Genomic DNA, 14,142 nt, shown 5'->3' on the forward strand with positions numbered 1-14,142 from the left:
GGCTCAGGTGAACATGTCGGGCTGGGTCGCCACCAGGTCGTCGTAGATGGGCTGGAAGTGTAACCAGCCGATGTAGTCACTCCCGACGTGCTCGCGGCTGTAGCGGGCCTTGTCTTCGGGCACCAGGCGCGGCGTCTGGCCGCTGGCGGCGATGAGCAACTGCTGTTTGCAGCATCGTTCCAGGGCGATGAACCAGAAGGCGGCCGATTCGATGCTGTGGCGGCTGGCGGTCAACAGCCCGTGGTTCTGATGGATGGCCGCCTTCACGCCGGCAAAGGCATTGGCCACGCGATGCCCGGCCTTGACCTCGACGGCGACCTGGCCGGCCTCGTCGCCGATGACCACGTGGTCTTCGAAGAAGGCGGCGGCATCCTGACTGATCGGCAACAGCGGCTGGCCCAGCGTGGAGAAGGCGGTGCCGTATTCGGTATGGGCATGGCACATGGCGACGATCTCGGGATGCGCTTCGTGCACGGCCGCATGCAACACGAAACCGGCGCGGTTGACAGCATAGTCGCCCTCGATCACGCGACCTTCGTGATCCACCAGGATCAGGTTGGACATACGCACCTGATTGAAATGCACGGCCATCGGATTGGTCCAGTACAAGTGGGGACGTTCCGGGTCACGCACCGTCAGGTGGCCGGCGAAACCATAGTCGAAGCCTTGCTGGGCGAAGGCGCGGCAGGCCGCGACCAGACGCTTCTTGAGGTAGAGACGCTGCTCGTCGAAGCTCTTGAAATCGGGAATCTCGGGGAACCTCAGGCCCAGTTGCTCGGGCTGATAGACGGATGTGCGTTTGACGGTGTCGAGCATGATGCGGTCTCCTGTTATCGGGAATGAAGGGGCGCAGGTAGTCTTCCTGACGGCTGGCTGCCATGGTGGCAGTACGCCCGCGCGTTGACAAAAGACCTGTTTTCACCGATTGTTGAATCCGGCTCAACCATAGGCCGATCCGCTGCACACTCCACCCTGCCAGCCATCCGCCATGCGCAAACTGCCCTCCTTCTTCTCGCTACGTGCCTTCGAGGCGGCTGCCCGGCTGGGCAGTTTCACACTGGCCGCACAAGAGCTGCACCTGACCACCTCGGCCATCAGTCACCAGGTACGTTCGCTCGAGGAGTGGTGCGGCAAGGAGTTGTTCATCCGCCAGACCCGGCGGGTGACGCTGACCCTCCAGGGGCAGCTGTTTCTGGGCAAGCTCTCCCCGGCCTTCGATGCGATCGAAGACGCCTGCGCGGTGTTCCGCCAGGCCGATGAGCGGGCCGTGCTGGCGGTGCATTGCGCGCCCAGCTTTGCCAGCAAGTGGTTGAGTCCGCGCCTGGGGCAGTTCATGCAGGCGCATCCGGCGATCACCCTGCAGATGTCCACCAGTGCCGAACCCATCGACCTGCAGCGCGACGCCGCCATCGATATCGACATTGCCTACGGCGCCCCACCGCACCGCGATGGCGTCCTCGTCGAAGCCCTGGGCGTGGAGCCGACCGTACCGCTGTGCTCTCCGACGCTGCTGCAGCGTCATGCCATCCGGGGGCCGCTGGATCTGCTGGAACTCACCCTGATCGAATCCAAGCTCAATCCGGTGCGCTGGAAGGACTGGTTCGACCTGCACGGCGTACGCCTGCCGCCGCGCGCCCACCCCTCCTTCGACCGTGGTTCGCTGGCGGTAGCCGCCGCCGTCGATGGCCTGGGCGTGGCGCTGGAGACGGCGCGCTTCGCCGAGACCGAACTGGCACGCGGGGACCTGGTGCGGCTGGACGAGAATGTCTTCAAGTCCATCCACAAGGAAATGCACTTCCTGTGCTATCGCCGGGGAGACGCCGGCATGCGGGCGGTGAAGGCATTCAGGGAATGGGTACGTGCGGCAGCGGGTGAACCCGGCGAGGACCACGTGCAACGCGACTAGTCCGCTTGTTTCTGCTGCACGAAAAGCAAAAACGCCCCGTTCTTGCGAACGAGGCGTTTTATTTGGCGGAGCGGACGGGGCTCTCCTACACATGCGCAGGCCGCGGAATCGCTTGCAGGCGATTCCCTTCTCGCCCCGCCGGGAGCCGCGCAGGCGGCTCCCTCCACTCCGCAGGTTTTCGCTGCGCAAAAACAAAAACGCCCCGTTCTTGCGAACGAGGCGTTTTATTTGGCGGAGCGGACGGGGCTCGAACCCGCGACCCCCGGCGTGACAGGCCGGTATTCTAACCAACTGAACTACCACTCCTAAAACCGTTTCAGCTGTCGTTGCTTGCTGAAAGAACGCTATTATAGGAGAGCTTTTTCTAAAAAGCTAGGCCCTATTCCTAAAATTGCGAAATATTTTACGGCGAGGCCTCAGGCCTTGAACTTGCCTTCAAACGCCAGCTTCGACAGCGGTTCACGCGGGCTCGGGACTTCGCGGGCCTGCAGGCCTTCGGGCAGGACGGACTTGTCGCCCAGCTTGCCGATGACGACCATGGCTTCCACCGAGAATTCCGCCGGTACGTTCAGTTCAGTGCGGGCCTTGTCCTTGTCAAAACCGGCCATGCCGTGGGCGTGCCAGCCGGACAGCGAGGCTTGCAGGGCCAGGTAGCCCCAGGCCGAGCCGGTGTCGAAGGAGTGGGTCGGGGCCGGGACGACTTCGGTCGCGCCCGGGGGCAGCATGACGGTACGCGAGAGCACCACGATCAGGACCGAGGCGTTGGCGCACCAGGCGCGGTTGAATTCGTTCAACAGGCCCAGCAGGCTGTCCCATGCAGGGGTGCCGCGACGGGCGTAGACGAAGCGCCAGGGCTGGGCATTGTAGGCGGAAGGCGCCCAGCGGGCGGCTTCCAGGAAGGTCAGTACGGTCTCTTCGGAAATCTCGGCACCGTTGTAGGCGCGGGGCGACCAGCGGTTCAGGAATTGCGGATCGATGGGGTAGTCGGCGTTACGCGGATTGGCGGACATGCTCTTTTCCTGTGAAGTTGTTTTTGAGGGATGAATTCAGGCAGCAGGCATATTAGCAGCGCCACCTTTTTCGTGCAGAGCAGCAAAGGAAACCAGCGATGCGCGACTGCTTGAGCCATAAAAAAACCCGCGCACCTTGCGGCGGCGGGTTAAATCCAATTCTCAGGGGTGATGAATTGGAGGGGGAGGAACTTCAGAATAACGATGCTCTCTCCCCACCTCCAAGCTTTTTACACGCTGTAACATCCGTTGCAATTCTGCAGTGGACTGTCGGGAAACTGTCAGGAATGTATGTGTCGTTCGACCTTCAACTTCCCCGTACCCTCACCTACTTGCCGATACAGAAACGCGAGAAGATCACCCCCAGCAGGTCATCCGGCGTGAACTTGCCGGTGATGCTGGACAGGCGCTCCTGCGCCAGCCGCAGTTCTTCGGCGAACAGGTCCAGCGCATGCTCGCCGGCCTCGTTGTCCAGCGCCGCATGGGCCGCTGCCTGGGCCAGGTGCTCATCTGCCGCCTTCAAGGCCAGCAGATGGCGCTCACGTGCCAGGTAGCGCGATTCCACGGTCTGCTGCCAACCGGCAATGCGCAACAGTTCGCCGCGCAACAGTTCCACGCCCTGCCCTTCGGCTGCCGACAGGTAGACATGGGTGGCGTCGGGCATCTGGTCCACTGCCGGCTTGTGCCCGGAGCGATCGATCTTGTTCCAGATGCGGATGATCGGCACGCCCTCGGGAAAACGGGCGGTGATCTTTTCATCTTCCAGCGTCGGTCCCCGATCAGCATCCAGCATGTGCAGGATGACGTCGGCCTTGGCCACCTCGGCCCAGGTGCGTTCGATGCCGATGCGTTCGACCTCGTCGGGGCCGCTGCCATCGGCGCCAGCCTCGCGGATGCCGGCGGTGTCGATGATGTTCAGCGGCATGCCTTCGATCTGGATGGTCTGGGTGACCTTGTCGCGGGTAGTGCCGGCGATGGGGGTAACGATGGCCACGTCCGAGCCGGCCAGGACGTTAAGCAGCGAGGATTTCCCGACGTTGGGCTTGCCCGCCAGCACGGCGTTGAGGCCGTCGCGCAGCAGGGCGCCCTGCGCGGCATGGCGGAAGACATCTTCCAGCGTGCTGCGGATGGTGGCCAGTTGACCACGCGCATCGCTCTGCTTGAGGAAGTCGATTTCTTCCTCGGGGAAGTCCAGTGTCGCCTCCACCAGCATGCGCAAGCGCGTGACCTGGTCGACCAGCTCGTGGATCACCTTGGAAAAAGCGCCGGAGAGCGACTCCGAGGCCGACTTGGCGGCCGCCTCGGTGGTGGCTTCGATCAGGTCGGCCACGGCCTCGGCCTGGGCCAGGTCGATCTTGTCGTTGAGGAAGGCGCGCTGGGTGAATTCACCCGGCTCGGCCAGGCGCAGGCCGATCTCGGCGCCAGCCTGGACGCAGCGTGCCAGCAGCATCTGCATCACCACCGGGCCGCCATGGCCCTGCAGTTCGAGCACGTCTTCGCCGGTGTAGGAATGCGGGCCCGGGAAATGGATCGCCAGGCCCTGGTCGATGGCGCTGCCATCCTCGTTGAGGAAAGGCAGATAGGTGGCGTGGCGCGGAGCCAGGCTGTCGCGTCCGCATACGGCGCGGATCACCGGTGCCAGGTTCTTGCCGGAAATGCGGACCACGCCGATGCCGCCGCGTCCGGGAGCGGTGGCGATGGCGGCAATGGGAGAAGAATCGAAAGTCATCTGCGTCTACTTGTTGTTGTGTGATCAAAACACGCTGTATCCCCCCCTTCGGGCCAGCGGTAAAGACAATGTTAAACCCGACGGGCGCGTGAGACCGAAAAAAAACCCGTGGAATCCACGGGTTTTTCCTTTGATGGGCTGCAGGAACCAGCTTTACTTGGTCTTGCCGCTCTCGATATTGCGGGTGATCACCCATTGCTGCGCGATCGACAGGACGTTGTTGGTCACCCAGTACAGCACCAGGCCGGACGGGAAGAAGAAGAACATGAACGAGAACACCAGCGGCATGAACATCATCACCTTGGCCTGGACCGGATCCGGCGGGGTCGGGTTCAGCTTGGTCTGCAGGAACATCGAAGCAGCCATGATGATGGGCAGCAGGCCGATCGGCATGTTGAAGTAGGGGATGGTGCCGAACAGGCGGTCCGGGGCGGTCAGGTCATGCACCCAGCCCAGCCACGGCGCGCCGCGCATTTCCACCGACGCCAGCAACACCGAGTACAGCGAGATGAACACCGGAATCTGGATCACGATGGGCAGGCAGCCGCCCAAGGGGTTGATCTTCTCGGTCTTGTAGAGCGCCATCATCTCGCGGTTCGTGGCCTGCGGATCACCCTTGTGGCGTTCGCGGATGGCCTGCATCTTCGGCGAGACCGCCTTCATCTTGGCCATGCTGCGATAGCTGGCGGCCGACAGCGGGAAGAACACCAGCTTGATCAGCACGGTCAGCAGGATGATGGTCCAGCCCCAGTTGCCGACCAGGTTGTGGATATGCGTCATCAGCCAGAAGATGGGCTCGGCGATCACGGTCAGGTGGCCATAGTCACGCACCAGATCCAGGCCCGGTGCAATCGCCTGCAGGGTCTTGGAGATGGTGGGGCCGGAGTACAGCTGGCTGTCCATGGTCACGCTGGCGTTGGGCGCCACGGTACCCAGCGGCAGGATGGAACCGACCGCGTACAGGTTGTCGCCGACCTTCTTGCTGAAGACGTCGCGCTGGGCCTTCTCGGGCGGGATGAAGGCCGAGACGAAGTAGTGCTGCACCATCGCGATCCAGCCGTTGTCGGCCTTGTTGACGTGCTGCTGCTTGCCGTTGGCGATCTTTTCGAAGTCCAGCTTCTCGAAATGTTCGGTATCGCTATAGACCGCCGGACCGGTAAAGGTGCTGTAGAAGTGCGATTCGCCGCCAGGCTTGTTGCCGTCACGCACCAGTTGCAGGTACAGCGAGGGATTGATGGCCGCGGCGGTGGTGTTGGTCACCGTGTGCTTGACATCGATCAGGTAGCTGTCGCGCTTGAAGGTATAGGTCTTGGTCAGCTTCACGCCACCCTGGTCGGCCACCAGCACCAATTGCACTTCGTTGCCGTTGTCCAGCGTACGCGGACCCGGCTGGGCGGTGAAGATGGTCTTGTGGTTGGGGAAGGGACCGCCGATGAGGCCCGACTCGGCCAGGTACATATGACCCGGCTCGGAATCGAAGAGCACCACGTTCTTGGTCGGATCGACCACGTCCGGCTGCTTGAGCAATTCCAGGCGCTTCAACTCGCCGCCGACGGTATCGATGCTGGCCTTCACCAGATCGGTCGTGATGGTGATGGTTTCGCCCTTGGTCGCGACGGCGCTGCCGTCAGCGCCCGGCACCGCGCCAGGCGTACCGGCAGCGGTCGGAGCCGGTGTGCCGGTCTGCGGGACGGGCGAACCGGTCGGGCTGGCGGTGGGTGCGGCCGGATTGGCGGCGGCTTGCTCCTGAGTCGGGTTGGCCGACGGGAAGAACATCGACTGATGTCCGTTATGGCGCATCCAGCCATCCCAGAGCAACAGCAGGGAGAAGGAGAATACAACCCACAGGACGGTACGTTTGATATCCATATGCGTATTGATGAGTTCAGGAGTGGCTGCAACCGTCAGCGGCCACAGGGGGAGAAACCCGCGCAGCCTGGGGCTGCGACGAAGTATTCGGAAAATCGGGAGAAGACGTGGAAGACTGGCTCATCGCATGCGCCCGCGCCTCGGCCGAGCCCGGCACGAAATCCAGTCCACCGGGATGCCAGGGATGGCACTTGCACAGGCGCTTGCCGGCCAGCAGGCTGCCCTTGAGCGCGCCATGCACGCGCACCGCCTCGGCAGCATAGTCGGAACAGCTGGGATAGAAACGGCAATTCTGCCCCAGGAACGGGCTCACTCCCAGCTTGTAGGCACGTAACAGCAGGAGCAAAGGCGTTTTCATGACTTCCTATTTCCTGGCAAATGCCGGCGCGTTCGGCAAGAAAGCAAACAACTGCAGCAACTCGGCCCGCAGCATCGCCTTGACGCCGGCGCTGCGGGCTGGATCCTTGCGCGCATTGACCGGGCGCGACAGGCGCACGATGCAATCCACGGCGGGCAGTTCAGCTTGGCGGAACAGCTCGCGTGTGGCGCGCTTGATCGTATTGCGGGTCACCGCGCGCGGCGCGAGCCGCTTGGCCGCAACCACGCCCAGGCGAGCCTGCGGCAGGCTGTTACGGCGCGCATACAACACGAAGTGCTCGGTGCGATACACGGGGCGCAAACGAAAAACGGATGAAAACTCATCCGTTTTAACGATTCGCCGATCGCGTGGGAAGTCGCCTGCTTGACGTGCTGGAAGCGGTGAGCGGACGTCCGTCACTCGAAACGGCAGCGCAATGCTCTGGCTTAAACTGCAGCCAGACGCTTGCGGCCCTTGGCGCGACGGGCGTTGATCACGGCACGGCCGCCACGGGTTGCCATACGGGCACGGAAACCATGGGTACGCTTGCGACGCACGACGGAAGGTTGGTAAGTACGTTTCATGTTGGACTCGCTAAGTTGGGCTGCCTTGGAGCAAACAGCAAAAATAAATCGGAATTCTGGAACCGCTTTCGGTGTGCCTGTTCCGCATCACCGATGCCCTGCCGCCATGTAAGCCGGCAGCCCCTGCATCGCTGACACCATTTGTTGGCCTCTGCCACCACCCGGTTGGCTTACCTGGGTAATCGACCGGCGGGCAACTGAAACAGCACTGCGTCGGCACCGCGCGCAATTCTTCAGATGGTGAACCCTGAATTAGACTGCATTTTCCACTTAGCTGTCAATGACTTATGCGATTTCCAGGCCCCGGACAGCCACCAACGGCCGAGTTTGCGACAGGATCGTGGCAGATTTGCCTCGCCTGGACGAAGAGTCGGAAATAAGTTGCCTGATCAACATGAATCCCTACCCGCCCATTGCACTCGCCACAGTGCCATCACCGGATCAGGCCGGTGCCGCGTCCGGCAGTTGAACCGGACGAAAATCATCTAAAGCATTTCATTGCGACGTCGATTGACGCCATGGGATGAGGCAGATCAGCAACAACCGCCGCAACCGGGCGCCATCGTTACAAAAAAGAGAGCGCCTCCACGCGGCGGGTAGAAATAAGTCATACCGGGCTGGCACGATTCCAGCTATAAGGGACATGGGGTAGTCATCAGTGTGCGATCCGCACCGGAGCCAGGAGACGACAAACACAGGCGAAGCGCCTGCCAACCTGACCAGGCGGACATTGTCTGCCGGTTTTGTCCCGTCGGCCATCAGGGTTTTTATGATGGCGCGCTGCGCGAAAATAGCGCACCGTGAGGTCAACCGCTGCAGCAATCCGCACATTGAAAGAGCACGGGCAGAAGATTTCTTCGCAAGCGGCGCGATGGGATTGGTGCGATCAAGAGGGATGGTTCATGGCGACGGCTAGCGACACTTCAGAAAATCTGCGCATCAGATGAACCATGCCGGACACAATGGATCACTACCTGGAAGCAAAGAGGAAGCAAAAAAAGGACTAGAATAAAAACCAGAAGTGAAAAGATCTTCGCATCACGCTGTGGATGCTACGGCTTTCAAAGAACACACCGGCAATGACGCTTTCCCGAGTCACCGACGCGTTCTTCGATAACCGCAGATGGCAAGTCCAGACATATGAATCTGTTTCGTACTTTTTTGAGAGCGACGGAGGTGGTATGGATATCTACAGCAGCTTTGCAAGCCGGTTCGACAAGACCAGAGAAGAAGAATTATCGCTTGAAGAGTATCTGAATCTTTGCAAGAACGACCCGGCAGTCTATGCATCGGCTGCCGAACGGATGCTGATGGCCATCGGCGAACCGGAGAAGGTCGATACCCGGGAAGATCCGCGCCTCTCGCGCATCTTCGCCAACAAGGTCATCAAGGTCTACCCCGCCTTCAAGGAGTTCTACGGCGCGGAAGAAGTGATCGAGCAAGTGGTTTCCTATTTCCGCCATGCCGCCCAGGGGCTGGAAGAGAAGAAGCAGATTCTCTACCTGCTGGGTCCGGTGGGCGGCGGCAAGTCCTCCATCGCCGAACGTCTCAAGCAGCTGATGGAACAGGTGCCTTTCTATTCCATCAAGGGTTCGCCGGTCAATGAATCGCCGCTGGGCCTGTTCGACTACGACGAGGACGGCGCCATCCTCGAGGAGCAATACGGCATCCCGCGCCGCTACCTCAAACCCATCCTGAGTCCCTGGGCCGTCAAGCGCCTGCACGAGTACAACGGCGATATCCGCCAGTTCCGCGTGGTCAAGCGCTACCCGTCGATCCTGCGCCAGATCGGTATTTCCAAGACCGAGCCGGGTGATGAAAACAACCAGGACATCTCGACGCTGGTGGGCAAGGTCGACATCCGCAAGCTGGAGCAGTATTCGCAGGACGACGCCGACGCCTACAGCTACTCGGGCGGGCTGTGCCTGTCCAACCAGGGTCTGCTGGAATTCGTGGAAATGTTCAAGGCGCCCATCAAGGTGCTGCACCCGCTGCTGACGGCAACCCAGGAAGGCAACTTCAAGGGCACTGAAGGCTTCGGCGCGATTCCCTTCGATGGCGTCATCCTGGCCCACTCCAACGAATCGGAATGGAAGGCCTTCCGCAACAACAAGAACAACGAAGCGCTGCTGGACCGCATCTTCATCGTCAAGGTGCCGTATTGCCTGCGTGTGTCCGAAGAAATCAAGATCTACGAAAAACTGATCCGCAGCTCCTCGCTGGGCAAGGCCACCTGCGCCCCCGGCACGCTGAAGATGATGGCGCAGTTCTCGGTGCTCACGCGGCTCAAGGAGCCGGAAAACTCCAGCCTCTTCTCCAAGATGCAGGTCTATGACGGCGAGAACCTGAAGGACACCGACCCCAAGGCCAAGTCCTATCAGGAGTACCGCGACTATGCCGGCGTCGACGAGGGCATGAACGGCATTTCCACCCGCTTCGCCTTCAAGATTCTGTCGCGGGTGTTCAACTTCGATACCACCGAGGTCGCGGCCAATCCGGTGCACCTGATGTATGTGCTGGAACAGCAGATCGAGCGTGAACAGTTCCCGCAGGAAGCCGAGCAGAAATACCTCTCCTTCGTGAAGGACACGCTGGCCTCGCGCTATGCCGAATTCATCGGCAAGGAAATCCAGACCGCCTACCTGGAGTCGTACTCGGAATATGGTCAGAACGTCTTCGATCGATACGTGACCTACGCCGACTTCTGGATCCAGGACCAGGAATACCGCGATCACGACACCGGCGAGAGCTTCGACCGCGCCGCCCTGAATGCGGAACTGGAAAAGATCGAGAAGCCGGCCGGCATCAGCAATCCCAAGGACTTCCGCAACGAGATCGTCAACTTCGTACTGCGCGCGCGGGTCAACAACGGTGGCAAGAATCCGCTGTGGACCAGCTACGAAAAGCTGCGTGTGGTGATCGAGAAGAAGATGTTCTCCAACACCGAAGACCTGCTGCCGGTGATCTCCTTCAATGCCAAGGGCTCCACCGAGGAAATGCAGAAACACGAAGACTTCGTCAATCGCATGGTCAGCAAGGGCTATACGCCCAAGCAGGTGCGCCTGCTGTGCGAATGGTACCTGCGCGTGCGCAAGTCCTCGTAAGCGCCGCAGTCGCGCATCGTCCTGCCCGACCGTCAGGGCGATGCCCGCTGCGACCCTTCGGCGCGTGCCACCCTGTGCGGCCCGCCGACCACTAGCAGGAGAACCGAGTGCTGCATCAGATCATCGACCGCAGGCTGGCTGGCAAGAACAAGAGCATCGCCAACCGGGAGCGCTTCCTGCGGCGCTTCAAGGGGCATATCCAACGTTCGGTCGCGGACGCCGTGCGCGACCGCAGCATCACCGACCTCGAAAAATCCAAGAGCATCAGCATCCCGCGCAAGGATGTCACCGAACCCTTCTTCCATCACGGCAAGGGGGGCAAGCGCGAGGCCGTACATCCGGGCAACCAGGATTACCTGCAAGGTGACCGCATCCCGCGCCAGAACGGTGGCAGTGGCGGCGGTGGCGGCAGCAGCGCCAGCAACGATGGTGAAGGCCAGGACGATTTCACCTTCGAACTGACCCGCGAAGAATTCATGCATTACTTCTTCGAGGACCTGGAACTGCCGCGCCTGGTGGAAACCAACCTGCTGCAGGTGCCCAACTGGAAGAACCAGCGCGCCGGTTATTCGGTCGATGGATCGCCCAACAACATCGACGTGGTGCGCTCGCTGCGCTCTTCGCTGGGCCGCCGCATCGCCCTGGGTGGGCCCTTGCAGCGCCAGCTCGAGGTGGCCGAGGAAACGCTGGCCGAGATGAAGCGCAAACCCGAGGAGCACAGCGCCGACATCCAGTTGCTGGAAGAGGAAGTGAAGCATTTGCGCGCCCGCATCCTGCGCATCCCCTTCATCGACCCCTTCGACCTGCGCTATGTGAACCGGGTGCGTCAACCGCAACCTTCCAGCCGCGCCGTGATGTTCTGCGTGATGGACGTATCGGGCTCGATGGATGAACAGCGCAAGGACCTGTCCAAGCGCTTCTTCATCCTGCTCTACCTGTTCCTGACGCGTAACTACGAGCACATCGAAGTGGTCTTCATCCGCCACCATACACGCGCCGACGAGGTCGATGAAAACACCTTCTTCCACTCGCAGGAAAGCGGCGGCACGGTGGTCTCCAGCGCCCTGGAACTGATGCACGAGATCATCACCAAGCGCTACTCGCCCAGCGAATGGAACATCTACGGCGCGCAAGCCTCGGATGGCGACAACTGGAACGACGATTCGCCAAAATGCCGTGAACTGCTGGAGTCCGCCATCCTGCCGCTGACCCGCTACTTCGCCTACATCCAGGTGGCCGAGCCGGAACAGAACCTGTGGACCGAATATCTGCAACTGATCGAGTCGCACCCGCACTTCGCCATGAAGAAGGTGCAGTCGGCTGCCGAGATCTATCCGGTCTTCCGCGAACTCTTTGAAAAACAGGTGCACGCATGAACAGCCGCTTCAAGCATGATCCGCTGCCCTGCCCCTCGGACTGGGACTTCCAGCTCATCGAACGCTACAACGAGGAAATCGCGCGGGTGGCCAAGGACTACCAGCTCGACATCTATCCGATCCAGCTGGAGATCATCACGGCCGAGCAGATGATGGATGCCTATGCCTCGCATGGCATGCCGGTCAACTATCGCCACTGGTCCTACGGCAAGCACTTCATGCTGACCGAGCGCGATTACAAGCGCGGCCAGATGGGGCTGGCCTACGAGATCGTGATCAACTCCGATCCCTGCATCGCCTATCTGATGGAAGAGAACACGATGACCATGCAGGCCCTGGTCATCGCCCACGCGGCCTATGGTCACAACTCCTTCTTCAAGGGCAACTACCTGTTCCAGTTGTGGACCGATGCCAGCGCCATCATCGATTATCTGGTGTATGCACGCAATTACATCGCCGAGTGCGAAGAACGGCATGGTTTCGAGCGGGTCGAGGAACTGCTGGACTCCTGCCATGCCCTGATGAACTACGGCGTGGACCGCTACAAGCGTCCGCAACGACTGTCGCTGGCGCAGGAAAAGGCCCGCCAGCGCGAGCGCGAGGCCTACATGCAGTCGCAGGTCAACGAGCTCTGGCGCACCCTGCCGGCGAAGAAGGAAACCGCCGCCGCCGCCGTCGAGGGGCGCTTCCCCTCCGAGCCCCAGGAAAACCTGCTCTACTTCGCCGAAAAGAATGCGCCGCTGCTGGAGCCCTGGGAACGCGAGGTGATCCGCATCGTGCGCAAGGTCGGCCAGTATTTCTATCCGCAGCGCCAGACCCAGGTGATGAACGAAGGCTGGGCCACCTTCTGGCATTACACGCTGTTGAATACGCTCTACGACCAGGGCCGCCTCACCGATGGCTTCATGATGGAATTCCTGCATTCGCACAGCAATGTGGTGTTCCAGCCGCCCATCACCAAACCCTATTACAACGGCATCAATCCCTATGCCCTGGGCTTCTCGATGATGAGCGACATCCGCCGCATCTGCGAGCATCCGAGCGACGAAGACCGCGAGTGGTTCCCCGAAATCGCCGGCAGCAACTGGCTCGATACCCTGCAATACGTGATGCGCAACTACAAGGATGAGAGCTTCATTGCCCAGTACCTCTCGCCCAAGCTCATGCGCGACATGCGCATGTTCGCCGTCCTGGACGATGAGGCGCGCAGCGAGATCGAGGTCTCGGCCATCCACAACGAGCGCGGCTTCCAGTACGTGCGTCAGGCACTCTCGCGGCAGTACGACATCAACCACCGCGAGCCCAACATCCAGGTCTGGTCGGTCAACACGCGCGGCAATCGCAGTCTGACGCTGCGCCACTTCCGCAGCGACGGCCGGTCACTGGGCGACAGCACCAACGAGGTGCTGCGGCACATGGCGCGGCTGTGGCAGTTCGACGTCTACCTGGAAAGCGTGGATGACAATGGCTACATCGTGCAGCGCTATGAATGCGTGGCCGAGAACAGGTATGCTCTGCGCTCATGACTGATCGCCATCCGGAGTGATGATGCCCGCTGCCCCCGCGACCCCGCGCCCGCCGATCTCGGCCCGGACCATTCCACTGTTTCCGCTGGCCAGCACGCTCTTTCCGGAAGGACGCCTGCCGCTGCAGATCTTCGAGGTGCGCTATCTGGACATGATCGGCAAGTGCATCGCCGAAGGCAGTGGCTTTGGCGTGGTGGCCCTGACGGCAGGCTCCGAGGTGCGTCGTCCGGGACAGAGCGAGCGTTTCGTTGGCGTGGGCACGATGGCGCACATCAAGGAATGGAGCACACCTTCCCCCGGCCTGATGCGCGTTGCCTGCCTGGGTGACGAGCGCTTCCGCATCCTGCAGGCCGAGCAGCAGAAGCATGGCCTGTGGACGGCGCAGGTGGAAATGATGGAAGCCGATCGCGCCGTGAAGATCCCCGACGAACTGGGCAATACCGTGCAGGCGCTGGACAATCTGTTGCAGTCGGTGCTGCGCCAGGGCCTGCCGGAAAGTGAGGTGCCGATCGCCGCGCCTTACCGGCTGGACGACTGCGGCTGGGTCGCCAACCGCTGGGCCGAGATGATGCCCATCACCGTGGAACTCAAGCAGAGCCTGCTGGCGCTGGACAACCCCGTACTCCGCCTGGAGCTGGTACAGGATGCGCTGGATGAACTGGGCTGGCTGAAATAGGCCG

At 61.3% G+C, this 14,142-nt stretch carries 12 protein-coding genes and 1 tRNA gene; 5 read left to right on the forward strand and 8 right to left on the reverse strand.

Annotated features, from left to right (window positions below; genetic code table 11):
* Positions 1-3: 3 nt before the first annotated feature.
* Positions 4-816 (reverse strand): class II aldolase/adducin family protein, encoded by an 813-nt coding sequence (locus I5R65_RS15695; protein ID WP_180668543.1) that lies wholly within the window; start codon positions 814-816, stop codon positions 4-6.
* A 172-nt stretch (positions 817-988) separates the two neighbouring features.
* Between I5R65_RS15695 and I5R65_RS15700 the strand changes: the two genes are divergently transcribed.
* Complete coding sequence (locus I5R65_RS15700) at positions 989-1,906, forward strand: LysR substrate-binding domain-containing protein (protein ID WP_180668544.1); 918 nt, start codon at positions 989-991, stop codon at positions 1,904-1,906.
* A gap of 229 nt (positions 1,907-2,135) precedes the next feature.
* Here the strand turns inward: I5R65_RS15700 and I5R65_RS15705 are convergent.
* The 7 genes from I5R65_RS15705 to rpmH form a co-directional block, all read right to left on the reverse strand.
* A tRNA-Asp gene (locus I5R65_RS15705) sits at positions 2,136-2,212 on the reverse strand.
* Positions 2,213-2,322: 110 nt separating this feature from the next.
* Complete coding sequence (locus I5R65_RS15710; protein WP_102662791.1) at positions 2,323-2,916, reverse strand: nitroreductase family protein; 594 nt, start codon at positions 2,914-2,916, stop codon at positions 2,323-2,325.
* Between the two features lie 328 nt (positions 2,917-3,244).
* Complete coding sequence (gene mnmE / locus I5R65_RS15715; RefSeq protein ID WP_180668545.1) at positions 3,245-4,645, reverse strand: tRNA uridine-5-carboxymethylaminomethyl(34) synthesis GTPase MnmE; 1,401 nt, start codon at positions 4,643-4,645, stop codon at positions 3,245-3,247.
* Positions 4,646-4,798: 153 nt separating this feature from the next.
* A complete protein-coding gene (yidC, locus tag I5R65_RS15720) occupies positions 4,799-6,514 on the reverse strand; it encodes a membrane protein insertase YidC (RefSeq protein ID WP_180668546.1) in 1,716 nt (571 codons plus the stop codon).
* Positions 6,515-6,530: 16 nt separating this feature from the next.
* A complete protein-coding gene (gene yidD / locus I5R65_RS15725) occupies positions 6,531-6,872 on the reverse strand; it encodes a membrane protein insertion efficiency factor YidD (protein WP_180668547.1) in 342 nt (113 codons plus the stop codon).
* Between the two features lie 6 nt (positions 6,873-6,878).
* Positions 6,879-7,292, reverse strand: coding sequence for a ribonuclease P protein component (rnpA, locus tag I5R65_RS15730; RefSeq protein ID WP_180668548.1), 414 nt, complete (start codon positions 7,290-7,292; stop codon positions 6,879-6,881).
* A gap of 26 nt (positions 7,293-7,318) precedes the next feature.
* Positions 7,319-7,456, reverse strand: coding sequence for a 50S ribosomal protein L34 (rpmH, locus tag I5R65_RS15735; protein ID WP_006461360.1), 138 nt, complete (start codon positions 7,454-7,456; stop codon positions 7,319-7,321).
* A gap of 1,181 nt (positions 7,457-8,637) precedes the next feature.
* On the opposite strand from rpmH, the gene I5R65_RS15740 reads away from it, so the two are divergent.
* The 4 genes from I5R65_RS15740 to I5R65_RS15755 all read left to right on the forward strand — a co-directional run bounded on the left by I5R65_RS15740 (position 8,638) and on the right by I5R65_RS15755 (position 14,138).
* The gene (locus tag I5R65_RS15740) at positions 8,638-10,560 is read left to right on the forward strand and encodes a PrkA family serine protein kinase (protein ID WP_102662788.1); all 1,923 of its coding nucleotides are present in this window, start codon (positions 8,638-8,640) and stop codon (positions 10,558-10,560) included.
* 107 nt (positions 10,561-10,667) lie between these two features.
* A complete protein-coding gene (locus tag I5R65_RS15745; protein WP_180668549.1) occupies positions 10,668-11,936 on the forward strand; it encodes a YeaH/YhbH family protein in 1,269 nt (422 codons plus the stop codon).
* Positions 11,933-13,462, forward strand: a complete 1,530-nt coding sequence (locus I5R65_RS15750) for a SpoVR family protein (protein ID WP_180668550.1) — start codon at positions 11,933-11,935, stop codon at positions 13,460-13,462. Before I5R65_RS15745 ends, I5R65_RS15750 begins: the two co-directional genes overlap by 4 nt.
* Before the next feature lie 22 nt (positions 13,463-13,484).
* Positions 13,485-14,138, forward strand: coding sequence for an LON peptidase substrate-binding domain-containing protein (locus I5R65_RS15755; protein ID WP_180668551.1), 654 nt, complete (start codon positions 13,485-13,487; stop codon positions 14,136-14,138).
* The last annotated feature ends 4 nt before the right edge of the window (positions 14,139-14,142 follow it).

This window comes from Herbaspirillum sp. AP02 (assembly GCF_015767275.1).
In the GTDB taxonomy this organism is placed as follows: Bacteria; Pseudomonadota; Gammaproteobacteria; order Burkholderiales; family Burkholderiaceae_D; genus Herbaspirillum.

Bases quoted from the DNA above. Each gene is read 5' to 3' on its own strand.
- I5R65_RS15695 (WP_180668543.1), bottom strand. From the start codon at position 816: ATGCTCGACACCGTCAAACGCACATCCGTCTATCAGCCCGAGCAACTG.
- I5R65_RS15700 (WP_180668544.1), top strand. From the start codon at position 989: ATGCGCAAACTGCCCTCCTTCTTCTCGCTACGTGCCTTCGAGGCGGCT.
- I5R65_RS15710 (WP_102662791.1), bottom strand. From the start codon at position 2,916: ATGTCCGCCAATCCGCGTAACGCCGACTACCCCATCGATCCGCAATTC.
- mnmE (WP_180668545.1), bottom strand. From the start codon at position 4,645: ATGACTTTCGATTCTTCTCCCATTGCCGCCATCGCCACCGCTCCCGGA.
- yidC (WP_180668546.1), bottom strand. From the start codon at position 6,514: ATGGATATCAAACGTACCGTCCTGTGGGTTGTATTCTCCTTCTCCCTG.
- yidD (WP_180668547.1), bottom strand. From the start codon at position 6,872: ATGAAAACGCCTTTGCTCCTGCTGTTACGTGCCTACAAGCTGGGAGTG.
- rpmH (WP_006461360.1), bottom strand. From the start codon at position 7,456: ATGAAACGTACTTACCAACCTTCCGTCGTGCGTCGCAAGCGTACCCAT.
- I5R65_RS15740 (WP_102662788.1), top strand. From the start codon at position 8,638: ATGGATATCTACAGCAGCTTTGCAAGCCGGTTCGACAAGACCAGAGAA.
- I5R65_RS15750 (WP_180668550.1), top strand. From the start codon at position 11,933: ATGAACAGCCGCTTCAAGCATGATCCGCTGCCCTGCCCCTCGGACTGG.
- I5R65_RS15755 (WP_180668551.1), top strand. From the start codon at position 13,485: ATGCCCGCTGCCCCCGCGACCCCGCGCCCGCCGATCTCGGCCCGGACC.